Raw genomic sequence first — 24,705 nt, forward strand, 5'->3', positions numbered from 1 at the left:
GGTGGCGACTGTGCGCAAGTTAGTAGACCGGTGATTACGTCAAACCCGGCGCACCCGAGGGTGCCATGCGCACAGCCACCATCGAGAACAGGCAATGCCTGACTGATGAGACTCGTGCACCGAGACGTAAACCGGGCTACTAAACCCGACCACTGATGGGCAGTGGCAGGAAGACAATAGAACCCAGGAACAAGGCGCACAAGCGGGCGGATTCTGGCGTAGTTGTAGGCAAAGGCGCAAGGATGCGTAGCTTGATAGAGGGGGGTAGGTGGGGGCTGTAGGAGGGAGGGTTTTTGGTGATGTGGGTGGGGTGTTCGGCTCTGGAGCTGGGACGATTTCATCGCGAGCAGGCTCGCTCCCACAGGGCTCGGTGTTCGGCTCGACACAAGTCCCCTGTGGCGAGGGAGCTTGCTCCCGCTGGCATGCGCAGCAGGCCCCTGCATTTCTTCAGGCAAACCGCATCGTTCGGTTTTGCGTCTGCTGCGCAGCCGAGCGGGGGCAAGCTCCCTCGCCACGGGGGCTGACTAAACCGCTTTCCAAATCTTTTATGGCAGCGTGCCATTGCTTATAGATAATCTATCTGCGAATCATTAGCATTACCTGCATTGACTTCCCGTTTCCCCCGCAGGTACTCACTCCATGCTAGTTCCATCTCGCCTTACGTTGCTGGCTGCGTGTTGCTCAGTCAGTTTTCTTGCCCAGGCGGCAGAACCTATTGAATTGGGAGCGACCGACGTTACTGCCAGTGCGATCAAACCCAACTCCAACACGCTACCAACGCCCTATGCAGGAGGTCAGGTGGCGAGGGGAGGCCAGATGGGGGTGCTGGGGAATCAGGACAACATGGATGTCCCGTTCGTGATGACGAGTTACACCTCGCAGTTGATTGAAGATCAACAAGCTGAAGACGTAGGTGACGTGCTTCTCAATGATCCGTCGGTGCGTCAATCCTATGGGTTTGGTAACCAATCCCAAGTGTTCGTGATTCGAGGCTTGCCGCTTAACAGCGACGACATTTCCTACAATGGACTGTATGGCGTCTTACCGCGTCAGATTCTGTCGACGGATGCTATCGAGCGTGTCGAGGTGTTCAAAGGCCCCAACGCGTTTATCAACGGTGTCAGTCCGACGGGCTCGGGTCTTGGGGGCGGCGTCAACTTGCAGCCCAAACGCGCAGAGGATGTGCCGACGCGTCGTTATACCCAGGACATCAGCACCGATGGCCGCATTGGCGAGCATTTGGATATCGGGCAGCGATTCGGCGAGGATAATCGCTTTGGCGCCAGGTTGAATCTGAGCCAGCGGGAAGGTGAAACAGCGATCGACAACCAGGATCAGCGCACGAAGTTGTTCGTCGCGGGCTTGGACTATCAAGGTGACAACTTCCGCGTTTCCACCGATTTCGGGTATCAGAAACAGCGTATCAATGGGCTGCGTAATTCGGTGAATATCGGCAACGCCACCCGCATTCCCACGGCTCCGCACGCCAGCCACAATTATGGGCAGGACTGGACTTACTCCGAAACGGAAGACACCTTCGGCATGGTTCGTGGCGATTGGGATCTGAATGAAAACTGGACCGCCTACCTGGCTGGTGGTGTAAAGCACACCCGAGAAACCGGGGTGTACGCCACACCGACACTGGTCGGCAATAACGGCGTAGCGACGATCGGTGGCTCGGAAATTCCTCACAATGAAGACAACACATCGTTCAGTGGCGGGTTGAACGGGCGCTTTAACACGGGCCCTGTTTCCCACCAGGTTGCGATCGGGGGCTCGACGATCTGGACCGAGCAGGAAAACGCCTACACGTTCTATCGTTCCGTTACCGGGAACAGCAATATCTACGACACCCCCAAGCTGCCTAAGCCGACGGCGGTGTCCAGCACGGGCGGTGAAATGGGGGATCCCGGGGTGACCGGCAAAACCCGTAACCGTAGTTTGGCGATTTCCGACACGCTGGGCTTGTTCGATGACAAGTTGCTGGTCACTTATGGTGTCCGTCGTCAGCAGTTGCGTGTCGAGAACTATAAGTACGATGGCACTACTTCAAACGGTGTAGCCAATCCAGCAAACGATGGCAGCCGTAGCGCGCTCTACGATGAAGCCATTACCACGCCTGTTTATGGCATCGTCTACAAGCCTGTGGAGAGCGTGTCGCTCTATGCCAACAGAATCGAAGGCCTTGCAAAAGGGCCTGTGGCGTCCGGTACCGGCATCACGAACCTGGGCCAAGCCTTCCCCCCTGGCCGCACCAAACAGTTGGAAGCCGGCATCAAGCTGGACCTGCAAACCTTCGGTGCCAACCTGGGGTTTTTTCGCATCGAGAAACCTTCCGATGGTTATGTCGACAACGTGCAGAGCCTCTATGTGCGTGATGGCGAGCAGGTCAACAAAGGGCTGGAGCTCAGCGTCTTCGGCGAACCCATCGAAGGCCTCCGGTTGATGGCTGGCGGTACCCGCATGACGTCTGAGCTGAAAAAAACCGCTGGCGGACTCAACGATGGCAATCACGCCATTGGCGTGCCAATGTTTCAGCTCAATGCCAGCGTAGATTGGGACGTTCCGGGTATCGAAGGTGCCGCTCTCAGCGCAAGGATGTTGCGCACTGGCGGGCAGTACGCTGATCAGGCTAACAACCTGAGCTTGCCGACCTGGAACCGTTTCGACGCGGGTGCACGTTACAAAATGAAATTCGTGGAGAAAGACCTGACGTTGCGCGTCAATGTGGAAAACATTACCGATAAGAACTACTGGGCCTCGGCAAACGGCGGCTACCTTTCGCAGGGTGACCCGCGCTTGGTGAAGTTCTCGGGGACTATCGATTTCTAAGTAAAAAGGGACTCACTCCGCCCCGCTAGCCGGCTGATTGCCTATGCAGTCAGGCAGGTCTGTGCCGATCGTGATCATTTCGACGGAAACTGTGGGGTGGCTGCCGAAGCCCCAAGATACAGGTCCCCCATAATTCACCAGATCGTAGATCGCGCTTTCGCCCATCAGCTGGCCGTTGCGATTGTCGTACAAGCGGAAAAAGGCCGGAATCTCCCAGCGAACAAACCACTGTCGCTCCTCTGGCTCATCCGGGGGCGACTGGGGGTGAAAGAGGCCGGGCAGTATCCAAAAAGGCTTGAACTCCTGAACCCGGAAGCAGCCATTGGGGCTGATCCTGGCGGCGCCGGCGGGCTTCGCCAGGGCCTTTTCCCACCACTGTGAAACGGCCCATAGCCCCGCGCAGAACACGAGTGCAATGAGGGCTAACGTTGGGAGCCGGGTTAGTTGTTTCATGTTGGCAGACCTGCTGGTAACTCGCATGTGAAGCTGTTCTTCCCACTCTTAAGCCGCAGGCACTGGGCTAACGCTCAATGCGCTGTTCGACTGCCGGATGGCGGGAAACTGGGCAGAAACTGGGGACAGATCACGATTTTGCGTTCACCTTTCAGTGGGCGGGGCTGTTGCAAATACTGTGTTCGGCCACCATCCAGTGTGGGAGCGGGCTTGCTCGCGAAGAGGGCGGTATGTTCAACATTGATGCAAACTGACCCGCCGCTTTCGCGAGCAAGCCCGCTCCCACAGGAGAATGGCGGTGGGAGCAAGCGTTCTCGTCGTGGCGTTATTTACGCTTAAGCATCTCCGGCAACTGCGCCACCAACTTCTGGTTATTCAACGGCGCCCGAATAAACCCGCGTTGGGTGCCATCCGGGCCAATCACGGCGAGGTTGCCGCTATGGTCGACGGTGTAGTTGGGCTTGCTGGTGTCCGCCGGAATGAACGGAATGCTTACCGCATTCGCCAGTTTCTGCAGGTCTTCAACCGATGAAGCGGTCAGGCCTTTGAACTGCGGATCGAAGTAACCCAGGTACTGCTTGAGTTGCTTGGGCGTGTCGCGGTTCGGGTCGACGCTCACCAGCACGATCTGCAACTTATCCACAGCCTCGGGCGGCAGTTCGCTTTTGATCTGGCGCAGTTGGGCGAGGGTGGTCGGGCAGATGTCCGGGCAGAAGGTGTAGCCGAAGAACAGCAGGCTCCATTTGTCTTTCAAGCCATCCATGCTTACGGGCTGGCCGTCCTGGTCGGTCATTTTCACGTCCGGCAGGTTGCGGCTCTGGGGCAGCAGGATGATGCCGGCATCGATCAGCGCCGTCGGGTCGCCCTGGCCTTTGCCGGACAGCACTTTGTTGATGGTCAGGCCGAGGATCAGCGCGATTACGGCCACGAGAATGAAGACGGTTTTCTGGGTTCGAGTCATAGGCTCAACAGTAAGTAGTGATCTACAAGCAGGGCGATGAACAGCAGGAACAAGTAGTAAATAGAGTACTTGAAGGTGTTGATCGCCGCGTGCGGCCGACTGCCACGGTACAACACCACGGCCCATTGCAGGAACCTGGCACCCAGTACCAGCGCGCAAATCAGGTACAGCATCCCGCTCATATGGATCACGAACGGCATCAGGCTGACCGCCAGCAGCACCAGGGTGTACAGCAGGATATGGATCTTGGTGTAGTGCTCGCCGTGGGTCACCGGCAGCATCGGGATATCCGCCTTGGCGTATTCCTCCTTGCGGTGAATCGCCAGGGCCCAGAAGTGCGGCGGGGTCCAGGCGAAGATGATCAGCACCAGCAACAGCGGTTCGGCGCTGACATGCCCGGTGGCCGCTACCCAGCCCAGCAGCGGCGGCGCCGCACCGGCGAGGCCGCCGATGACGATGTTCTGCGGTGTCGCCCGTTTCAGGAACCCGGTGTAGACCACCGCATAACCGAGCAAGGAGGCCAGGGTCAGCCAGGCTGTCAGCGGGTTGGTGAACGCCAGCAGCAGGGCCTGGCCGGCCACGGCCAGTGCCAAGGCGAAGGTCAGCGCGGCGGCCGGTGAGATCCGTCCTTCGGCCAGCGGCCGTTTGTGGGTGCGGGCCATGACCGCGTCGATGCGCCGGTCCACCACATGGTTGACCGCCGCCGCGCCGCCGGCACACAGGGCGATGCCCAGGTTGCCGAACACCAGCACCGTCCACGGCACGCCAGCGCGGGTGGCGAGGAACATGCCGACCAGCGAGGTGATCAGCATCAGCACCACCACTTTGGGCTTGGTCAGCTCCAGGTAATCGCGCCAGATCGCTTGGCTGTGGCGTTCACCGGTCAAGGTTGCCATGGCATCTCTCCTTTTATTGTTATGGGGCTGGGGCTGTGTTTATGCGGATTGAACCGCCAGCGCAGCGGGACTTGATGCTTGACCCGGACCAGGCTGGTGCGGGCGTGATAGTTGACCAGCACCAGGGTCAGCAGCAGCGCGGCGCCCCCGGCATTGTGGGCGACGGCCACCGGCAGCGGCAGATGGAACAGCACGTTGCTGATGCCCAGGGTGATCTGCGCCGCCAGTGCCGCCAGCACCAGGCCGGCCAGGCGGGTCATGCCGACGGTCTTCAATTGCCAGGCCAGCCCCAGCAGCACCACGGTCACCAGCAACGCGCCGATGCGGTGGGTCAGGTGGATGGCGGTGCGGGCGTCGCTGTCCAGTTGCCCGCCCAGGTAGTTGGGACCGATGTGCTGGGTCAGGTGGAAGCCGTTGGCGAAATCGGCCGGTGGCAGCCATTGGCCGTGGCAGGTGGGGAAATCGATGCAGGCCACGGCTGCGTAGTTGGAGCTGACCCAGCCGCCGAGGGCGATCTGGCCGATCACCAGCAGCAGCCCGGCCGTCGCCCAATGTTGCAGGCGCTTGGGCACGGTCAGCGCCGGCAATACGCCGGACAAGCGCAAGGTGAGTAGAAACAGCAGGCTCAACGTCGCGAACCCGCCCAACAGATGCCCGGTGACCACTTGCGGCCACAGCTTGAGGGTCACGGTCCACATGCCGAACGCCGCTTGCGCAAAGACCACGGCGAGCAGGAACAGTGGCAACTTCAATGGCAGGCCCGGGTGACGGCGGTTCATCCAGGCCCGGGCAGCCAGCACGGTAATCAACAGCCCCAAGGTCCCGGCAAAGTAGCGATGGACCATCTCGTTCCAGCCTTTGTGGGCTTCCACCGGGGCGTCGGGAAAATGCAGTTCGGCATGGGCCAGTTGGGCTTCGCTCTTGGGCACGCTGATAAAACCGTAGCAACCGGGCCAGTCCGGGCAACCGAGGCCGGCGTGGGTCAGCCGGGTGTAGGCGCCCAGCAGGACGACGATCAGTGCCAGCAGCGTGGCGAACAGCGCGAGGCGAAATCCAGGTTTGGCCATGTCGATGTCCTCATCCGATGTTCGACAGTTTCAGCAAATGGCGCAGGTCGTTGAGCAAGTCCTTGCCCTTGACCCGGGCGTCGTAGCGCAGCACCAGGTTGCTGTGGGGATCGATGATCCACAGTTGGGCGCCGCCGGAGCCTTGGGCGCCCTTTTGATAGGCCGGCAGGTCCAGTGGGTAACGTTGCAGTTGTGGGTATTCGCGCTGCAGTTGCGCGTCGTAGTCCGCGTCCAGCGGTTGCGCCACCGCCAGGGCATGGCTGGCGCGGCCGGCTTCGCGGCCCAGGCCGATCTGGACCTGGCGGGCCAGGTACACCAGTTGCCGGCAATCCACCGAACATTCCTGCGGTGCGGTGACCAGGATCTGCCAGCGCTGCTCATCGGCCTGCACGCCAATCTCGGCGCGGGTCTGGCCGTTGCCGATCAGTTCGCCGTGGTAGCTGCGGCTTTCCGGCACCCAGAACTGGAATTTGTACATGCCGGTGGCGAGGATCATCGGGCCAATCACCCCGAGCACGATCAGCAGCAATTGCACGCGGCCCTTGCGACGGTTGGGCGCCTCAGACGTGTTGGTTGGATTCATGGTGCTTCCCATGGTGTCTCCCTGCGTTGTGCCATCCGAGATAAAGGAACAGGCCGAACAGTGCCGTCGCCATGGCGAACCACTGCACGGCGTAGCCGAGGTGTTTTTCCGGGCCCATGGCCACTACGGGCCAATCGGTCCGGTAGGCGCCGGGGCCGCTCTGTTGGCGTAATTCATAGTTGAAGCCGTTGCGGTCCAGTTCGGCCCAGAGCTTGTCCGGCTCGATGGCGGTGACCAGTCGTGGCCAGGGCGCGCCCGCCGGGTCGGCGTGGAGCTGGAATGTCGCGCCGGGTGCGACGTAGACCCAGGCTTGTAGGCTTATTGGTTGTTCCGGTGTGTTGAAGACCGGCGGGGTGCGGCGGTCAGGCCAGGGCAGCCAGCCGCGATTGACCAGCAGCCACAGCCCGGTCCGGTGGTCGAGGAACGGTTGCAGCAACTCGACGCCGACCTTGCCGTCGTGCTGGCGGTTATCCAGCAGGATGCTGTGCTCGCCGTCGAACTGGCCCTGCAGCGTGACCGGGCGAAAGGCCGGATCGCTGGCGTGCGCAAGCTCGGTGCTGTCCATCGGCGGGGCCACGCGGCGCTCGGCATAATTTTCCATGAGCACACGCTTCTGTTCGCCCCGGCTCAATTGCCAGAACCCCAGGCACACCATCACGGGCACCAGAATGGCGACCACCAGCGACGGCACGATGCCCGGCCGGAAGTGTTTCATGGCGCCGTCCGAAAGCCGTCGAACGGGATAGCTATACTCACGTGCATCGCGTCCCCCCGGAGTGTCCCTAATGCTAAAAGCAGCCATCGTCCTGATGCTGATTGCCACGATTGCCAGCCTGTTCAGCGGCCTGTTTTTTCTGGTCAAGGACGACAGCGATTCCAATCGCCTGGTCATCGCCCTGGCGGTGCGGGTCAGCCTGGCCGCTGTCACCGTCGGCTTGATCGCCTGGGGTTTTTTCAGCGGCCAGTTGGTGTCTCACGCACCCTGGTAGTCGTGCCTCAGAGCACGTAGACGAAGACGAACAAGCCGATCCACACCACATCGACGAAGTGCCAGTACCAGCTCGCCGCCTCGAAGCCGAACTGGTGCTCGTTGTCGAAGTGCCCGCGCATGATCCGCATCAGCATGACGAACAGGATGATCGTGCCGATGGTGACGTGGGCGCCGTGGAACCCGGTGAGCATGAAGAACGTTGCGCCGTAGACACCGGAGCCCAGGGTCAGGCCCAGTTCCTTGTAGGCGTGGATGTATTCCTCGGCCTGGAAGCCCAGGAAGGCGCAACCCAGCAGCACCGTGATCGCCAGCCAGAGCTTCAGTGCGCCGCGATGGCCTTTTTTCAGGGCGTGGTGGGCGATGGTGACGGTGACGCTGGAACTGACCAGCAGCACGGTGTTGAGCAGCGGCAAGCCCCACGGGCTGATGACTTCCTTGGGCGCCGGGAAGAGTTTCGGATCGGGGTTGTTCAGCAACGGCCAGGCGAACTCGAAGCTCGGCCAGAGCATGTGCGACAGGCCTTTGGTGCCTTCGCCCGCCAGGCCAGGCGCCGAGATGTTGCGCACATAGAACAGCGCGCCGAAGAACGCGATGAAGAACATCACCTCGGAAAAGATGAACCAGCTCATGCCCCAGCGGAACGAGCGGTCGAGTTGTGCGCTGTACAGCCCGGCGCGGCTTTCCTTGACCACCGCGCCGAACCAGCCGAACAGCATGTAGGCCACCAGCAGGCCGCCAATGAAAAAGATCAGCGGGCCATGGGATTCCGGGCGCGCCGCCTTCAGGTCGTTGAACCAGGTCGCCAGGCCATACACCGTGACGAACATCCCGACCGTGGCGATGATCGGCCATTTGCTCTGGGCCGGGACGTAATAGTGTTCGTGAGTTGCCATTTATTGTTCTCCTTATCGGGCACGCTATCGGTCAGTGTTTAGAGCCACCGGTGGATGACGAGCGGTGATATCGAACAGCGTGTAGGACAGCGTCAGGTGCTTCACTTCCTTGGGCATGTCCCGGTCGACGATGAAGCGCATGGGCATTTCGATGCGTTCGCCGGGTTGCAGCACTTGCTGGGTAAAACAAAAGCATTCGGTCTTGTGGAAATACGCCGCCGCGGTGCTCGGCGAGATGCTCGGCACTGCCTGGGCGCTCATCGGCCGGTCGGTGGGGTTGTGGGCGACGAAGACCATCTCGTTCACCGCACCCGGCTTGACCACCAGTTGGTCGCCCTTGGGGTAGAAATCCCAGACCATGTCCACCGCGTTGGTCGACAGGAACTGCACGCGGACCTGGCGTGACTCATCGACGGTCTGCTCACCTTCGTATTGCCCACCGGTCTTGCCGTTGATGCCGAACGCCTTGCACATCACGTCGTAGATCGGCACCAGGGCAAAGCCGAAGACGAACATGGCCACCACCACTATCAGCAGGCGAGTGACCAGTTTTTTCAGCGAAATCGACTCAGCCATGGTTTCCAGTCCCTACCGAGAACCCTGTGGGAGCGAGCCTGCTCGCGATAGCGGTGTATCTGACACACCGAGTCGCGCTTATCGCGAGCAGGCTCGCTCCCACAAAAGCTGCGGTGTTTCCCACAGAAGCTGCGGTGTTCATTTCACTTCCGGCGGCGTAGTGAAGGTGTGGTACGGCGCCGGCGACGGCACGCTCCACTCCAACCCTTCGGCCCCATCCCATGGCTTGGCCGGTGCCGGTTCGCCACCACGGATGGTCTTGATCACGATGAACAGGAAGAAGATCTGCGTGGTACCGAACATGAACGCGCCGATGGACGAGACCATGTTGAAGTCGGCGAACTGCAGGTTGTAGTCGGGAATCCGCCGGGGCATGCCCGCCAGGCCGACGAAGTGCATCGGGAAGAACGCCATGTTCATCCCGATGAACGACAGCCAGAAGTGCAGCTTGCCGAGGGTTTCGTCGTACATGTGGCCGGTCCATTTCGGCAGCCAGTAGTAGGCCGAGGCGAAGATCCCGAAGATCGCGCCGGGCACCAGCACATAGTGGAAGTGCGCGACCACGAAGTAGGTGTCCTGGTACTGGAAGTCCGCCGGGGCGATGGCCAGCATCAGCCCGGAGAAACCGCCGATGGAGAACAGGATCACGAACGCCACGGCAAACAGCATCGGTGTCTCGAAGGTCAGCGAGCCCTGCCACATGGTGCTGGCCCAGTTGAACACCTTCACCCCGGTGGGCACGGCGATCAGCAGGGTGGCGTACATGAAGAACAGCTCGCCCACCAGCGGAATGCCGACCACGAACATGTGGTGCGCCCAGACGATGAACGACAGGAACGCAATGGCGGCCGTGGCGTAGACCATCGAGGTGTAGCCGAACAACGGCTTGCGCGAGAACGCCGGGATGATCGAGCTGACGGCACCGAAGGCCGGCAGGATCATGATGTACACCTCGGGGTGGCCGAAGAACCAGAACACGTGCTGGAACAGCACCGGGTCACCGCCGCCGGCGGCACTGAAGAAGCTGGTGCCGAAGTGGATGTCCATCAGCATCATCGTCACGCAGCCGGCCAGCACCGGCATCACCGCGATCAGCAGGAACGCAGTGATCAGCCAGGTCCAGACGAACAGCGGCATTTTCATCAAGGTCATGCCGGGGGCGCGCAGGTTGAGGATGGTGGCGATCACGTTGATCGCGCCCATGATCGAGCTGATGCCCATCAGGTGGATGGCGAAGATGAAGAACGTCACGCTTTCCGGCGCATAGGTGGTGGACAGTGGCGCGTAGAAGGTCCAGCCGAAGTTCGGCCCGCCGCCTGGGGTGAACAGCGTCGAGACCAGCAGCAGGAATGCGGCCGGCAACAGCCAGAAGCTGAAGTTGTTCATGCGCGGCAGGGCCATGTCCGGCGCGCCGATCATCAACGGGATCATCCAGTTGGCAAGGCCGACGAACGCCGGCATCACCGCGCCGAAGACCATCACCAGGCCATGCATGGTGGTCATCTGGTTGAAGAATTCCGGCTGCACGATCTGCAGGCCGGGCTGGAACAGTTCGGCGCGGATCACCATGGCGAACGAGCCGCCCAGCAGGAACATGGAGAAGGCGAACCACAGGTACAGCGTGCCGATATCCTTGTGGTTGGTGGTCAGCACCCAGCGCATCAGGCCCTTGGCGGGGCCATGGGCGTGGTCGGCGCCGGCATGACCGTGGTCATCGATCACAGCACTCATGTCCTGTCTCCTTCGAACGAGTGGGCTGGACGGCGCGGGGCGTTGAGCCCCGACCGGTTGCGGGAACTAACGTCAGGCCGGTTCATTTGCTTTCCGCCTGTTTGAGTTCCAGCACTTCTTTGGGCGTAACCATGTCGCCCTTGTTGTTGCCCCAGGCGTTACGTTCATAGGTCACGACGGCGGCGATATCGACTTCCGACAGCTGCTTGCCGAACGCGGCCATGGCGGTGCCGGGCTTGCCGTGGAAGACAATGCTCAGGTGATCAGCCTTGGGTCCGGTGGCGATTTTCGAGCCCTTGAGCGCCGGGAACATCGGCGGCAGGCCCTGGCCTTCGGCCTGGTGACAGGCCACGCAGGTGGTGTGGTAAACCTTGTCGCCACGCTCAACAAGTTCTTCGCGCGTCCATTCCTTGCTGGTCAATTCTTTGAGCTGCGCGGCTTCGGCCTTGCGCTCGCCCAGCCATTTCTCGTAGTCGGGCTTGCTCTTGACCTCTACCACGATCGGCATGAAGCCATGGTCCTTGCCGCACAGCTCGGCGCATTGGCCGCGATACAGGCCGGGCTTGTCGACGCGGGTCCAGGCTTCGTTGACGAACCCGGGGATCGCATCGCGCTTGACCGCGAAGGCCGGCACCCACCAGGAGTGGATCACGTCGGCGGAGGTCACCAGGAAGCGCACCTTGGCGTCGACCGGCAGCACCAGCGGCTTGTCGACCTCCAGCAGGTAATGCTCGCCCTTGGCGCTCTGGTTATGGATCTGTTCGGCGGGGGTGGCCAGGTTGCTGAAGAACTCGACGTCCTGGCCCAGGTACTTGTAGTGCCACTTCCATTGATAGCCGGTGATCTGGATATCGATGTCCGACTCGCTGGAGTCGTACATCTTGATCAGGGTGGCGGTGGCAGGAATCGCCATCAACACCAGGATCAGGAAGGGCACGATGGTCCAGAGGATTTCGACGCGGGTGTTTTCGTGGAAATGCGCGGCATTTTGGCCGGTTGAGCGGCGATGCATCATCATCGACCAGAACATGGCGCCGAAGACGATGATGCCGATGACTACACAGATCCAGAAGATGGTCATGTGCAAGTCGAACACTGCATTGCTGATCTGTGTCGCTCCAGGCGCCATATTCACAGTCCAGGCCGCTTGCGCCTGGCTGAAAATCGACCACAACAGGAGGCCCATCCATACGTGTGGATGTCGCGTCATTGCGGGTTCCCCTTATCGTTCTTGTTATCCCGTAGGCGTAAAGCCTGCGGCAAGGGATCGGCTATTCAGACTGCTTAATTGACTCGCCGCGCCTTGCTGCACATGCAATCGGGTGTCATCAGCTAACTCCATTCCAAACCGAGTATAGACAGCACCTGCAACCTCGCAACGCGATGGCGTAAATCGTTTGAAACACCCGGGGCTTGCGCTAGAGCCCACGAATGGAGAAGGATGCGAGCCTGAGTGATGGCAAACCGATATAACTGTGACGTAGCAAGGAAGAGACGGTTATGAAAAATAGGTCTTAGGAGTGTTTTTGCGCCAGCTAAGTTATGTCTTCCCTATTTCATTGCCTTTGTTTCCTGGAGTTGTCATGAACACCGCCGCATTGCGCGAGCAGATCCAAAAAGCCCAACAACACGAAGCCGAGACCGGCCAATTGACCCGCCAGCTGGAGGCCCAGTTACCGCATCTGCATGCCGCGATCCAATTGCCAGACATCGACGCGAAGGGCGTCATGACCCGTTTTGTCACCGCTTACATCGAGCAGGTGCCGGACTTGCTGGACGCCGCCAATGAGGTGGCCCGCGAAGCCGGTATCGAATCGCAGATCAAGCCCGTACTGAAGATCGCCGAACAGTTTTTCCTCCAGCCGCCCAAGGTAATGGAAGGTCACGTCGGCCTGGAGGGCCTGTTGGATGAGGCCTACCTGGCGCATCGGTTGGTGGAGGAGGTCAACGATCTGTATATCAAGCATTTCAGCCAGCCGTTGATCCCGCTGGACATGACGGTCGCCAACCTGATCGCCCACCATTTGATCGGCGAACCGTTCGCCAACCAGTTGGATGAAGCCGTGCATCACGCCGTGGACGAGATGCTCGACGAAGACAGCTTTGCGCTGGAGTCGGTGGAAACTTACCGGGACAAGCTGGGCAGCCCGGACACCGGCGCTGCCTGGAAGCGCTGGCCGTGCCTGTCGCGCCAGCTGGGCGTTGGGCTGGAGCTGGATCAGCCAGCGGCCTGACCCATCAGCAAGCGCCATGAAACCCCTGTGGGAGCGGGCTTGCTCGCGAAAGCGGTGAATCAGTTAGCTAAATGCTGCCTGACACTGCGCTTTCGCGAGCAAGCCCGCTCCCACATTTTTTAAGTGACCGATCAAGGCCCATCCGCCTTGATCTCCTGGTAGCGTCGCTCCAGTTCCTGACGAATCTGCCGACGTTGCTGGGCCTGTTCGTAGCGGCGTTTCGCTTCGCTGTTTTGCGGCTGCAATGGCGGTACGGGCGCGGGTTTACGCTGGTCATCCACCGCCACCATGGTGAAGAAGCAACTGTTGGTGTGGCGTACCGAGCGTTCGCGAATATTTTCGGTCACGACTTTGATGCCCACTTCCATCGACGTGTTGCCGGTGTAGTTCACCGAGGCCAGGAAGGTCACCAACTCGCCGACGTGAATCGGCTCACGAAAGATCACCTGGTCTACCGACAAGGTCACCACATAGCGCCCGGCGTAACGGCTGGCGCAGGCGTAGGCGACTTCGTCGAGGTATTTGAGCAGGGTGCCGCCATGGACATTGCCAGAGAAGTTGGCCATATCGGGGGTCATCAACACCGTCATCGACAGTTGGGCGTTTCCGGGTTCCATAACGTACTCACGGTTCAAGGCAGCAATTGTGGAGGGGCACCTCTGCGGGTGCTGGTGAGGGGCCTGTACACAGGTCACCCAGGTTTTAAAAACCACCGATATCGGGACGCTGCGGCTGTGGTTGCCGTCACGCGCCGATGGATCTGTTTCCATATATTGCACCGTCTTTTTGTCGGAAGTCGCGGTGTTACCCTTCAAAAGCCCATTGCGAGGGCAATTCCTACAGAGGAAACGGATTTCTCCAGCTCTGCAGTGAGTCATTTTGAACAGGGAGCCCCGACATGCATGCCATCAGCTTCATTCAGGACTTGGCGATCATCATGATGGCGGCGGGGTTGGTGACCGTACTCTTTCATCGTTTCAAACAGCCGGTGGTATTGGGCTACATCGTGGCCGGCTTCATCATTGGCCCGCATACGCCGCCGTTCGGCTTTATCCACGACGAAGACACGATCAAGACCCTGGCCGAACTCGGGGTGATCTTCCTGATGTTTTGCCTGGGCCTGGAATTCAGCCTGCGCAAACTGTTCAAGGTCGGGGCCACGGCCTTCATCGCGGCGTTCCTCGAAATCGTGCTGATGATCTGGATCGGCTATGAAATCGGTCGCTGGTTCGAGTGGAGCACCATGGACTCGCTGTTCCTCGGCGCGATCCTGGCCATTTCCTCCACCACCATCATCGTCAAGGCCCTCAACGACCTGAAGATGAAGAACGAGCGTTTCGCGCAGCTGATTTTCGGGGTGTTGATCGTCGAGGATATCCTGGGCATTGGCATCATCGCCTTGCTGTCGAGCATTGCCGTCAGCGGCACCGTGAGCTCCGGCGAGGTGTTTTCCACGGTCGGCAAGCTGTCGTTGTTCATGATCGTGGCGTTGGTCATCGGCATTCTGCTGGTGCCGAGGGTGCTGGCCTACGTGGCGAAGTTCGAAAGCAACGAAATGCTGCTGATCACCGTGCTGGGCCTGTGCTTCGGTTTCTGCCTGTTGGTGGTGAAGCTGGAATACAGCATGGTGCTCGGGGCGTTCCTGATCGGGGCGATCATGGCCGAGTCCCGGCAACTGCTGAAAATCGAGCGGCTGGTGGAGCCGGTGCGTGATCTGTTCAGCGCGATTTTCTTCGTCGCCATCGGGCTGATGCTCGATCCGGCGATATTGCTGCAGTACGCCTGGCCGATTGCGGTGATCACGGGCGCCGTGGTGCTCGGCAAGATGCTGTCCTGCGGCCTCGGTGCCTTTATCGCCGGCAACGACGGACGCACCTCGCTGCGAGTTGGGATGGGGCTTTCGCAGATCGGCGAATTCTCCTTCATCATTGCGTCATTGGGGATGACCCTGCAGGTCACCAGCGACTTCCTTTATCCGGTCGCGGTCGCCGTCTCGGTGTTGACCACACTGCTCACGCCTTACCTGATCCGGGCCGCCGACCCGCTGTCCGTCAGGCTGGCGACGGTTATGCCGCAACGGCTGACGCGGGTATTGGGGATGTATGGCGAATGGCTGCGCAGCATCCAGCCCCATGGCGAAGGAGCGATGGTGGCGTCGATGATCCGGCGGATCTTGCTGCAGGTCGGGGTCAACCTGGCGCTGGTCATCGCGATTTTTGTCTCGGGCGGTTATTTTGCCGAGCGGATGTCGGCTTACCTGCAAGCCTGGATCAGCGACCCGAGCTGGCAGAAGGCGTTGATCTGGGGCGGGGCGTTGCTGCTGTCGCTGCCGTTCCTGATCGCCGCCTACCGCAAGCTCAAGGCGCTGTCGATGTTGCTGGCGGAGATGGGCGTGAAGCCGGAGATGGCTGGCCGCCATACACAGCGGGTGCGTCGGGTGATCGCCGAAGTGATCCCGATTCTCTCGCTGCTGGTGATTTTCCTGTTATTGGCAGCCTTGTCGGCCAGCATTCTGCCGACCAACAAGTTACTGGTATTGATCGCCGTGGTGGCGACTGCCGTGGCGGCACTGCTCTGGCGCTGGTTCATCCGCCTGCATACGCGGATGCAGGTGGCCTTGCTTGAAACCCTGGACAATCACAAGGAATCGTCCGGGCATTGACCAGCGTCGGGCCTCAGCTTTCCAGCCAGACGTCCCGGGCCCAGTGCCAGACCGATTCCCAGGTTTCTTCGGCGATCAGTTCTTCTTCGGCTTGCCACAGCACCACAGTGCCGTCTTCTTCGACGCAGTAGTAATCGTCGCCGTCCTGGCAGATCGGGATCAGGCTGCGGTCGACACCGGCATCCCAGGCATTGGCGGCCACGTCTGGCAGGTAGGTGTGGGATTGTGGATCGGTGACGGTCACCGGTTCCAGGCTGCCATAGACAACATCGCTGACGGTCAGCAAAAACTCTCTGAAGACGAATGGGATATCGATGAACAGCTGTTCTTCGATCTCTACCAGCAGGTCTTCGTCGGGCAACTCCAGCGGGACCGGCACGGGCTCGTTGGCTTCACGCAATTGTTCGATGATTTCTTCCACGTCCGGGATCCTCTTTTCTCGATGGCGCGGTTCTACATGGAGCGGTTTATACAGTAGCTCGCTATAGATGCAACCGCGAAATGGAAAACCCCGGCCTGGGCCGGGGTTCTTTTATTTCAACATGCAAACCGCGCAAAGGTTCAACCGTTCTGGCGGATGCCGGCTACCAGCCAAGGCTGGTCGTCACCCTGGGCACGTTCCATGTTCCAGCTTTCGCTGAACGCTTCGCCCTTGTCGAAGCGAGAATCCTTCGACACACCGCTGAAGGTCAGGGTGGCGATGGTCTTGTCGGCGCGATCGTCGACACCGTCCAGTTGCACCTGGAGATTGTCGATGTAGGTGGACTGGAAGCCATCACCCAGCTCGGCCCGCTCGCGCTTGAGGAACTCCAGCAGTTGCGGGGTCACGAACTCGGCGATCTTGTCCATTTCGTTCGCGTCCCAGTGTTGCTGCAAGGACATGAAGTGGCTGCGCGCGGCTTCGATGAAGCGTTGCTCGTTGAACCAGGCCGGCGCGTTGATGACCGGACGGGCGGCCACAGGCGCTGCCGAACCACCGAAGATCGAGCCGCTGGCAGGCTGCTGGTTGAACACTTCACGCTGCATCGGCGCGTGGCCGGCCGGAGCCAATTGCTCCTGCTGCTTGCGACGACGGGCGGCAATGAAGCGGAAGACCAGGAAGGCGATGACCGCCATGATCAGGATGTCGAAGATCTGCATGCCCTGGAAGCCGTCGCCCATGAACATGGAAGCGAGCAAGCCACCGGCGGCGATGCCGGCCAGGGGGCCGAGCCAGCGCGAAGCACCGCTGGCCTTGGTGGCTGCGCCCGCGGCACCGGCCGCGCCTGCGGTGGCGGCAGTGGACCCGGCGGCAGAGGACGGCGCCATCTGGCTGGTCTGGTGAGTCGGGGCTGCGCCCGAACTTTTACCACCGCCAAAACGCTTGGCGGCATTGGCGTCGATGGCCATCGTCAGGCCGATGCACAGCGCCATGGCGATGCTAAGAAAACGTTTCATATAAAGGCATTCCCATTTGTGGATAGCACGCGCGCCATGTTGCACAGCTGAACTGTTGCTGGCTAGCGACAGAGTGTTTCGGGCTTTTGCGTGACAGGTTAGGTTCAGCTTCGCCGCGCAAGAGGGCTTGTTCGCTTTGGGCTGTAGGAAAGGGGGACAAGTTCTATCGGAAAACTAGTATGGGTAGGGGAAGGTATCTGTGGGAGCAAGGCTTGCCCGCGATAGCGATCTATCTGACGCATCTATGTCGGATGCGCCACCGCCTCGCGGGCAAGCCTTGCTCCCACAAGCCTTGCTCCCACAAGCCTTGCTCCCACAAGCCTTGCTCCACAGGGTTTAGCAAATTTTTAGATCGCTTCCAACTTGGCATACCCCAGCATCAGCCACTTGCTGCCTTCGCTGAAGTTCACCTGCACCCGGGCCTGGGCCCCGGCACCTTCGAAGTTGAGGATCACGCCGTCGCCGAATACCGAATGCCGCACGGTCTGGCCGAGGCTGAAGCCGGTTTCCGGGATGTCGCTACCGCCGAACAGGCTGCTGGTGCTCTGTTGCTGGCCGCCACCGAACGGTCGGCTGACACTGTTGGACAGCCGCACTTCCTGAATCAGGCCCTTCGGTACTTCACGTACGAAGCGCGACACCTTGTTGTAGGTCTCGCTGCCATACAAGCGTCGGGTTTCGGCGTAGGTCAGTACCAGGTTCTGCATGGCGCGGGTGATACCGACATAGGCCAGGCGCCGTTCTTCTTCCAGACGCCCAGGTTCTTCCAGGCTCATCTTGTGGGGGAACAGGCCTTCTTCCATGCCTACGAGGAATACGTAGGGGAATTCCAGGCCCTTGGCACTGTGCAGCGTCATCAGTTGGATGCTGTCTTCATGCTCGTCGGCCTGGGTGTCGCCGGCCTCCAGGGAGGCATGGCCCAGGAAGGCCGACAGCGGTGACAGGTCTGCGTCTTCTTCGGTGTTTTCGAAGTTGCGCGCGGCGCTGACCAGTTCCTCGAGGTTTTCCACCCGGGCCTGGCCTTTCTCGCCCTTTTCCGCTTCGTGGTAGGCGATCAGGCCGGATTGCTCGATGACGGTCTGGGTCATCAAGTGCAGTGGCATCTCCCCGCACTTGGCGGCCAGGTCTTCGATCAGGTCCATGAACGCCTTCAGCGCACCGGCGGCGCGACCGGTCACGCCTTTGTTGGCGACCAGCTGACGCATGCCTTCCCACATGGAGACGTGACTGTGGCGGGCGTGATCACGAATGGCTTCGACGGTTTTCTCGCCAATGCCCCGCGTCGGCACGTTGATCACCCGCTCCAGGGCCGCGTCGTTGCCGCGACCTTCGATCAGGCGCAGGTAGGCCATGGCGTTCTTGATTTCGGCGCGCTCGAAGAAGCGCTGGCCGCCGTAGATGCGGTACGGGATCCGTTCGCGCAGCAACGCCTCTTCCAGTACCCGCGACTGGGCGTTGGAGCGGTACAGGATGGCGATGTCGCTGCGGGCCAGGCCGGTTTTCAGCGCGCTTTCGATGGTTTCCACCACGTAGCGGGCTTCATCGTGTTCGTTGAAGGCGGCGTAGAGGTTGATCGCTTCGCCTTCGCCGCCATCGGTCCACAATTCCTTGCCCAGGCGCCCGGTGTTGTTGGCGATCAGGGCGTTGGCGGCCTTGAGGATGCCGGCGGTGGAGCGGTAGTTCTGTTCCAGGCGGATGACTTCGGCGTCGGGGAAGTCCGCCGAATACTGGTGAATGTTCTCGATCTTGGCACCGCGCCAGCCGTAGATCGACTGGTCGTCGTCACCCACCACCATCAGGCTGTCGCCGCCCTTGGCGAGCAGGCGCAACCAGGCGTATTGCACGGCGTTGGTGTCCTGGAACTCGTCCACCAATACATGCCGGAAGCGCTTTTGATAGTGGGCCAGCAGGCCTGGGTGGTCGCGCCACAGGTCCAGGGCCCGGAGCAGCAGCTCGGAGAAGTCGATGACCCCGGCGCGTTGGCACGCCGCCTCGTAGGCTTCATAGATGCTACGCATGGTCGCCAGGAACAGGTCGCCGCTGGCCTGGATGTGCTGCGGGCGCAGGCCTTCGTCTTTCTGGCCATTGATGAACCATTGCGCCTGGCGGGCCGGCCAGCGTTGCTCGTCCAGGCCCAGCTCGCGGATCACCCGCTTGACCAGGCGTTGCTGGTCGTCGCTGTCCAGGATCTGGAAGGTCTGGCTCAGCCCGGCTTCCTGCCAGTGCGCCCGCAACAAGCGGTGCGCCAGGCCGTGGAACGTGCCGACCCACATGCCGGCGGGGTTGATGCCCATCAGTTGCTCGATGCGATGGCGCATCTCGGCCGCGGCCTTGTTGGTGAATGTCACCGACAGGATCGAATGGGGCGAGGCGTTCTCGACCTGGATCAACCAGGCGATACGGTGCACCAGCACTCGGGTTTTACCGGAGCCAGCACCGGCCAGGACCAACTGACGACCCACGGAGGCTGCTACGGCCTGGCGTTGGGCATCGTTGAGGGAGTTCAGCAGAAGGGAGAGATCATCGCGCATCGGGGCATTCTAGGGTGCGGCGTCACCCCGGGCAAACCGAGCTTTGCATCAGCCGATAAAAGACCGGTTGTGGATGACCGGTGGGTCACAGGCTACAGCCATTGGCGGGGCTCGCTCGAGAGCGTCGCCACCCAATGAAACAGCGACTTTTTTCAGCGTTTTTATGAGCTGGGGCAGTGTGGGATGGCCCATGGCTTGTGTATGCTCGGTGCTCGCTTCGGGTTCTCCACGCTCCACTGAATAAGAACAAGAACAGTGCCAATGACCCTCAATTCCGATCCGGCGGGCCCCAGTGTGGAACCGCGGGTCATCTATAAGCAGTACGCCATGGAGATGGCGGTCGAGCGCACACGTCTGCTGTATCAAGGCTCACTGCTGCCTACGCTGTTCATGTTGCTCAACGGTCTGGTCTGCGCTGCGCTGTTATGGGAGCCGCGGCGCTATTTCCTGGTCAGCGTCTGGCTCGTCTGGTTGTTGTCACTGGTGGCGTTGCGGGTGATCCAGGTGGCGGCTTTCGATTCGGCCATGCCAAGCCGCCAGGCGCACCCGATCTGGCTGCGTATGTTTTTGCTGGGTTCGGCGATGACCGGCCTGACGTTGGCCGGGGCTGGCATCGCGCTGGTCCCGGCCGACAGCTTCCAGCAGCAGGCCTGGGTGTTCGGCCTGATTGGCGCGGCCGCCCTGTCGGCCAGCGTGGCCTACGCGGTGAGTCTGCCTGCGTTCCTGTCCTTTACCTTGCCCTGCCTGTTGCCGGCCATCGGCTATCTCTTCTGGGGGGGCGATGAGCAGCAACGCGGGTGGGGCTGGCTTGGGCTGATTGTGCTGGTCTCGCTGAGCGTGGTGGCCTGGCAAGTCAACCGGTTGATCAAAAGCGGCATGCTGCGCCGTTTCCAGAACCAGGCGCTGATCGAGCACTTGCAGCAGACGCAGGCCCGGAGCGTAGAGCTCAACACCGCGCTGGCCCGGGAGGTCGAGCAACGTCGTTGTGCCGAGGAGCAACTGCGGGCGGCCCAGGTTGGCCTGGAGGCGCGGGTAGCGCAGCGCAGTCTTGAACTGGAGGTCGCCAGCCAGGCCCTGCGCAAGAGCGAGGCGCGTCTGGCCCTGGCTCTGAAGGCCAGTGAGTTGGGGTTGTGGGATTGGAATCTGCAGACTGATGAAGTCCACCACACTCAGCTCAAGGAACTGTTCGGCCTGGAGCCCGAATACGTCACGGCGATGCTCAGCCATCTCACCCCGCGGCTGCACCCCCAAGACCTGCCGGCGCTCAAGCGAGCCTTGGTCGAACACCTCAAGGGCCGCAGCGAGGATTACCAGATCGAATACCGCGTGCGTCACGGCGATGGCCACTGGGTCTGGATCGAAGACCGTGGCCGGGCGGTGGAGCGTAGCGAGAGCGGACGGGTGCTGCGTATGGTCGGCACCCGGCGCGACATCAGCGCCAGCAAGGAGCTCGAGCAGCAACGGCAACTGGCGGCCACGGTGTTCGAGGCCGCCAGCGAAGGTATCGTGATTTTCGACCCCAACTACGTACTACTCGCTGCCAACCAGGCGTTCACCCGGGTCACCGGGTTCGATATCGATGACATGCTCGGGCGCAATGTAGTTGAGCTGCCGTGCAGCCGCGACGCGCGCCGGCACTACCCCGTCATTCGCCAATCGCTCAAGCAGCACGGCACCTGGCAGGGTGAGCTGGTAGAGGCGCGAGCCAACGGCGAACTGTACCCGCAATGGCTGCAACTGAATGTCGTGCGCAATGCTCGGGGAAATGTCAGTCATATCGTAGGCTTCTTCGCCGATCTTTCGGCGCGACGCGAATCCGAAGAGCGAATGCGCTACCTGACCCATTACGACGAATTGACCGGGTTGGCCAATCGCTCGCTGTTTCGTGAGCGCCTGCACGAGGCCCATCAGCGTGTGCGCCAGGGTGGACGGCGCAGCCTGGCGTTGCTGCATATCAACCTGGACCGTTTCAAATTGCTCAACGACAGCCTTGGTCATGACATCGCCGACCAGTTGTTGCAGAAAATGGCCCGACGCCTGATCAATGCACTGCCCGAGGCGGATACCATCGCCCGGCTGTCCGGCGATGAGTTTGCGGTGTTGTTCGATGCCTATGGCAACCTTTCAAGCCTGGCGCGGGTGGCGACCCGACTGGCCGCCAAGTTGCGAGTGCCGCTGACCATCGAAGGCCATGAACTGGTGCTCAGTGCCTCCATCGGCATCAGCCTGTTGCCTGACAATACGCGGGAAGTTGCAACGCTGGTCAGCCAGGCGAACATGGCCATGCAGCATGCCAAGCATCTGGGGGGCAACAACTTCCAGTTCTACACCGACAGCCTCCAGGCCAGCACGCTGGAGCGCCTGCAACTGGAAAATCAACTGCGCAAGGCCTTGGAAGAGCGGCAGCTGAAGGTCTTTTATCAACCAAAACTGTGCCTGGCGACCGGTCGCCTGAACGCCGCCGAGGCGCTGGTGCGTTGGGATCACCCGGTCATGGGCCGGGTGCCTCCGGGGGATTTCATCGGCCTGGCCGAAGAAACCGGGTTGATCGGGCCGATTGGCGAATTCGTGTTGCGCCAGGCTTGTTGGCAGGCATGCGAATGGCAGCGCCAGGGGCTCGCGCCGATCAGGGTGTCAGTCAATCTGTCGGTGCATCAATTGCGCCAGGGCAAGCTGGTCAGCCTGGTGCGGCAAGTGCTGGAAGAAACCGGCCTGGAACCCCAATACCTGGAGTTGGAGCTGACCGAAAGCCAGTTGCTCGACAGCGTCGAGCACATCATCGCCACGTTCCAGCAATTGCGTGACCTTGGGGTCAAGCTGGCGATCGACGATTTTGGCACCGGTTACTCATCGCTGAGTTACCTCAAGCGTATCCCGGTGGATTACGTGAAGATCGACCAGGCATTCATTCGTGGGTTGGGCGAGGGCAGCGTGGACACGGCCATTACCCGGGCAATCATTGCAATGGCCCATGGGTTGTCGCTCAAGGTAGTGGCCGAAGGCGTTGAGCGGCAGGAGCAGCTCGAGTTCCTCAGGAACGAACGTTGCGATGAGGTTCAAGGGTATCTGATCAGCCGGCCGGTAGAGGCTGAAGGGTTGGCTGGGTTGTTGCGGGCGCAACACCTGGTTGAATGAGCCTGAACCACGACGATAACTTCCCGTCAGGCAACGAAATCGTCTGACGGGAAGTTATGGGGTCTACGCTTAGTTAGTGACTAGCACTTCATCGATGTGGTGCAGTAACTGGCCTTCGAAAAAAATACTGACGCCAGTGACATTGGAGTCGCCCAGCTCTTTATATTCAACGAACTTGTCTGTCAGTACCGGCAGTGAAACTCCGTCGGAGTGTTTAAGTTTCAATTCCAGTCGCAGATCAAAGGACTTGTCCTGTAGGTCGCTGCGTACCAGCGTGGGGATAACGCCGCTATTGGCTACACTGACGGTGCCAAAGGTACGGAAAGACGCGGCACCTGGCATGCGGTCGATTTGTGCGGTCCAATCTTTAGTCGTGATTTTCATGGTAGTAACTCCTGTAGTTAAGTTGATTGCTTCCTGCGGGAGCCAATATATCTACTTTGCCTTGGTAGCGTCTGCTCAATTGCGGTTGGTATTGTAAGGAGAAATGAGTTTTCGACGGCTTACTTGGTTCTGTCTTAAGATCTACTGTCTAGTGTTGCAGAGATATATTGTTGAGGGGGAGCAAGTTATTGGGTGATTGGCTAATGACCAATAGACGATTTCCTCCCGGGTTGGAAGTTCAGGACGGGGCTGGAAATCAGCGGATCGGCAGCGTTGAAGGTTTGCGCTATGGCACAAGCTGCTACATCGGCGGATCCTCGGCCAAAACAAAGGGGCGACGAGGTCATCCAGTTACGTTTTGGACGGGCAAAAAGCCAATTCTTGTAGTATAACTACAAGCTTGCTACATCCCGGCATCTGCCCATAACAAGAGTCCAGCCCCTTGAACCTGCTGCAACACATCGCCCAGTCACGCCACTTGCTACGCAAGTCGGAGCTGAAAGTCGCCGATCACGTACTGCTTGATCCAGCGGCCGTGATGCATAGCTCCATGGCCGATCTTGCCCACAGCGTCGGCATCAGCGAGCCGACCATCGTGCGTTTCTGCCGGGCCATCGGTTGCTCGGGCTTCCAGGACCTGAAACTCAAGCTAGCGCAAAGCTTGGCGGCCGGTGCGAGCTTCGGTCAGTTTGCGATCCATGAGGACGACTCGGTCGCGGACTACAGCCTGAAAATCTTCGACACGACCCTGCATACCCTGATGGAGGTTCGCGAGAAGCTCGACCCGGTGGCGTTGCAAAAAGCCGTCACGGCCATGTCCCAGGCCCAGCGTGTCGAGTTTTATGGCTTCGGCGCCTCGGGCGCGGTGGCGGCCGATGCCCAGCACAAGTTCTTCCGGCTGCTGCTGACGGCAGCGGCCTATTCCGACCCGCACATGCAGGCCATGTCGGCGGTGACCTTGAAACCCACCGATGTGGCGATCTGCATCTCCCAGTCGGGCCGTTCCAAGGACCTGCTGATCACCGCCAACCTGGTGCGCGAAAGCGGTGCCTCGCTGATCACCTTGTGTCCGAGCCAGACGCCGCTGGCAGAACTGTCCACGGTGAACCTGGCCATCGACGTGCACGAAGACACCGAGATCTACACGCCGCTGACCTCGCGTATCGCCCATCTGGTGGTGATCGATGTGCTGGCAATGGGCGTCGCCATGGCGCGGGGCCCAAGCCTGGTCAACCACCTCAAGAGCGTGAAGCGCAGCCTGCGCAGCTTGCGGTTGTCGCCCAAGTCGGTGAAGGCGCTGGACGACTGAATCCCGAACCCTGAGGTTGAGGGGTTTCTG

21 protein-coding genes are annotated in these 24,705 nt (G+C 60.5%); 6 read left to right on the forward strand and 15 right to left on the reverse strand.

Annotated features, from left to right (window positions below):
• Window positions 1–639 precede the first annotated feature (639 nt).
• Window positions 640–2,832: a TonB-dependent siderophore receptor gene (locus PSH86_RS00435; RefSeq protein ID WP_305487086.1), complete on the forward strand. Its 2,193-nt coding sequence runs from the start codon at window positions 640–642 to the stop codon at window positions 2,830–2,832.
• Between the two features lie 12 nt (window positions 2,833–2,844).
• On the opposite strand, the gene PSH86_RS00440 is transcribed toward PSH86_RS00435, so the two are convergent.
• From PSH86_RS00440 to PSH86_RS00465, 6 genes are all read right to left on the reverse strand, one after another.
• Entirely contained in the window at window positions 2,845–3,285 is a 441-nt protein-coding gene (locus tag PSH86_RS00440) for a hypothetical protein (protein WP_305487088.1), read from the reverse strand.
• 325 nt (window positions 3,286–3,610) lie between these two features.
• Window positions 3,611–4,246, reverse strand: a complete 636-nt coding sequence (locus PSH86_RS00445; protein ID WP_305487091.1) for an SCO family protein — start codon at window positions 4,244–4,246, stop codon at window positions 3,611–3,613.
• Complete coding sequence (gene cyoE / locus PSH86_RS00450) at window positions 4,243–5,142, reverse strand: heme o synthase (RefSeq protein WP_163855933.1); 900 nt, start codon at window positions 5,140–5,142, stop codon at window positions 4,243–4,245. The genes PSH86_RS00445 and cyoE overlap by 4 nt, the downstream gene beginning before the upstream one ends.
• Window positions 5,130–6,209 (reverse strand): heme A synthase, encoded by a 1,080-nt coding sequence (locus tag PSH86_RS00455; protein ID WP_109752906.1) that lies wholly within the window; start codon window positions 6,207–6,209, stop codon window positions 5,130–5,132. Before PSH86_RS00455 ends, cyoE begins: the two co-directional genes overlap by 13 nt.
• 10 nt (window positions 6,210–6,219) lie before the next feature.
• Window positions 6,220–6,804, reverse strand: a complete 585-nt coding sequence (locus PSH86_RS00460) for a hypothetical protein (protein WP_163855931.1) — start codon at window positions 6,802–6,804, stop codon at window positions 6,220–6,222.
• The gene (locus PSH86_RS00465; protein WP_249015786.1) at window positions 6,770–7,507 is read right to left on the reverse strand and encodes an SURF1 family protein; all 738 of its coding nucleotides are present in this window, start codon (window positions 7,505–7,507) and stop codon (window positions 6,770–6,772) included. The genes PSH86_RS00460 and PSH86_RS00465 overlap by 35 nt, the downstream gene beginning before the upstream one ends.
• 70 nt (window positions 7,508–7,577) lie before the next feature.
• On the opposite strand from PSH86_RS00465, the gene PSH86_RS00470 reads away from it, so the two are divergent.
• Window positions 7,578–7,781 (forward strand): twin transmembrane helix small protein, encoded by a 204-nt coding sequence (locus PSH86_RS00470; protein ID WP_109752909.1) that lies wholly within the window; start codon window positions 7,578–7,580, stop codon window positions 7,779–7,781.
• A 7-nt stretch (window positions 7,782–7,788) separates the two neighbouring features.
• On the opposite strand, the gene PSH86_RS00475 is transcribed toward PSH86_RS00470, so the two are convergent.
• The 4 genes from PSH86_RS00475 to coxB all read right to left on the reverse strand — a co-directional run bounded on the left by PSH86_RS00475 (window position 7,789) and on the right by coxB (window position 12,193).
• Window positions 7,789–8,676, reverse strand: a complete 888-nt coding sequence (locus PSH86_RS00475) for a cytochrome c oxidase subunit 3 (protein ID WP_109752910.1) — start codon at window positions 8,674–8,676, stop codon at window positions 7,789–7,791.
• A gap of 24 nt (window positions 8,677–8,700) precedes the next feature.
• Window positions 8,701–9,252 carry a cytochrome c oxidase assembly protein gene (locus PSH86_RS00480; protein ID WP_249015787.1) on the reverse strand — a complete coding sequence of 184 codons (552 nt, stop codon included), beginning with the start codon at window positions 9,250–9,252 and terminating at the stop codon, window positions 8,701–8,703.
• Between the two features lie 138 nt (window positions 9,253–9,390).
• The gene (gene ctaD / locus PSH86_RS00485) at window positions 9,391–10,983 is read right to left on the reverse strand and encodes a cytochrome c oxidase subunit I (RefSeq protein ID WP_109752912.1); all 1,593 of its coding nucleotides are present in this window, start codon (window positions 10,981–10,983) and stop codon (window positions 9,391–9,393) included.
• Between the two features lie 82 nt (window positions 10,984–11,065).
• Complete coding sequence (coxB, locus tag PSH86_RS00490) at window positions 11,066–12,193, reverse strand: cytochrome c oxidase subunit II (protein ID WP_109752913.1); 1,128 nt, start codon at window positions 12,191–12,193, stop codon at window positions 11,066–11,068.
• 373 nt (window positions 12,194–12,566) lie between these two features.
• Here coxB and PSH86_RS00495 point away from each other — a divergent pair, with 373 nt between their 5' ends.
• Entirely contained in the window at window positions 12,567–13,217 is a 651-nt protein-coding gene (locus PSH86_RS00495) for a hypothetical protein (protein WP_305487108.1), read from the forward strand.
• Window positions 13,218–13,348: 131 nt separating this feature from the next.
• Here PSH86_RS00495 and PSH86_RS00500 read toward each other — a convergent pair whose 3' ends face one another.
• Window positions 13,349–13,834 carry an acyl-CoA thioesterase gene (locus PSH86_RS00500; protein ID WP_109752915.1) on the reverse strand — a complete coding sequence of 162 codons (486 nt, stop codon included), beginning with the start codon at window positions 13,832–13,834 and terminating at the stop codon, window positions 13,349–13,351.
• A 281-nt stretch (window positions 13,835–14,115) separates the two neighbouring features.
• Here PSH86_RS00500 and PSH86_RS00505 point away from each other — a divergent pair, with 281 nt between their 5' ends.
• A complete protein-coding gene (locus PSH86_RS00505; protein WP_109752916.1) occupies window positions 14,116–15,879 on the forward strand; it encodes a cation:proton antiporter in 1,764 nt (587 codons plus the stop codon).
• A 13-nt stretch (window positions 15,880–15,892) separates the two neighbouring features.
• Here the strand turns inward: PSH86_RS00505 and PSH86_RS00510 are convergent, their stop codons facing one another.
• The 3 genes from PSH86_RS00510 to uvrD form a co-directional block, all read right to left on the reverse strand.
• Window positions 15,893–16,300, reverse strand: a complete 408-nt coding sequence (locus tag PSH86_RS00510; RefSeq protein ID WP_003187120.1) for an SMI1/KNR4 family protein — start codon at window positions 16,298–16,300, stop codon at window positions 15,893–15,895.
• A gap of 140 nt (window positions 16,301–16,440) precedes the next feature.
• Window positions 16,441–17,316, reverse strand: coding sequence for a Tim44 domain-containing protein (locus tag PSH86_RS00515; protein WP_109752917.1), 876 nt, complete (start codon window positions 17,314–17,316; stop codon window positions 16,441–16,443).
• A gap of 347 nt (window positions 17,317–17,663) precedes the next feature.
• On the reverse strand, window positions 17,664–19,847 hold the full coding sequence (uvrD, locus tag PSH86_RS00520) for a DNA helicase II (protein WP_109752918.1): 2,184 nt from the start codon (window positions 19,845–19,847) through the stop codon (window positions 17,664–17,666).
• A gap of 261 nt (window positions 19,848–20,108) precedes the next feature.
• Here uvrD and PSH86_RS00525 point away from each other — a divergent pair, with 261 nt between their 5' ends.
• The gene (locus PSH86_RS00525; RefSeq protein WP_109752919.1) at window positions 20,109–22,982 is read left to right on the forward strand and encodes an EAL domain-containing protein; all 2,874 of its coding nucleotides are present in this window, start codon (window positions 20,109–20,111) and stop codon (window positions 22,980–22,982) included.
• Between the two features lie 69 nt (window positions 22,983–23,051).
• On the opposite strand, the gene PSH86_RS00530 is transcribed toward PSH86_RS00525, so the two are convergent.
• Window positions 23,052–23,366 (reverse strand): hypothetical protein, encoded by a 315-nt coding sequence (locus PSH86_RS00530; protein WP_109752920.1) that lies wholly within the window; start codon window positions 23,364–23,366, stop codon window positions 23,052–23,054.
• 442 nt (window positions 23,367–23,808) lie between these two features.
• On the opposite strand from PSH86_RS00530, the gene hexR reads away from it, so the two are divergent.
• Window positions 23,809–24,675 (forward strand): transcriptional regulator HexR, encoded by an 867-nt coding sequence (hexR, locus tag PSH86_RS00535; protein ID WP_003187110.1) that lies wholly within the window; start codon window positions 23,809–23,811, stop codon window positions 24,673–24,675.
• Window positions 24,676–24,705 lie beyond the last annotated feature (30 nt).

The sequence above is a fragment of the Pseudomonas sp. FP2300 genome (assembly GCF_030687595.1).
Classification (GTDB): domain Bacteria; phylum Pseudomonadota; class Gammaproteobacteria; order Pseudomonadales; family Pseudomonadaceae; genus Aquipseudomonas; species Aquipseudomonas bijieensis.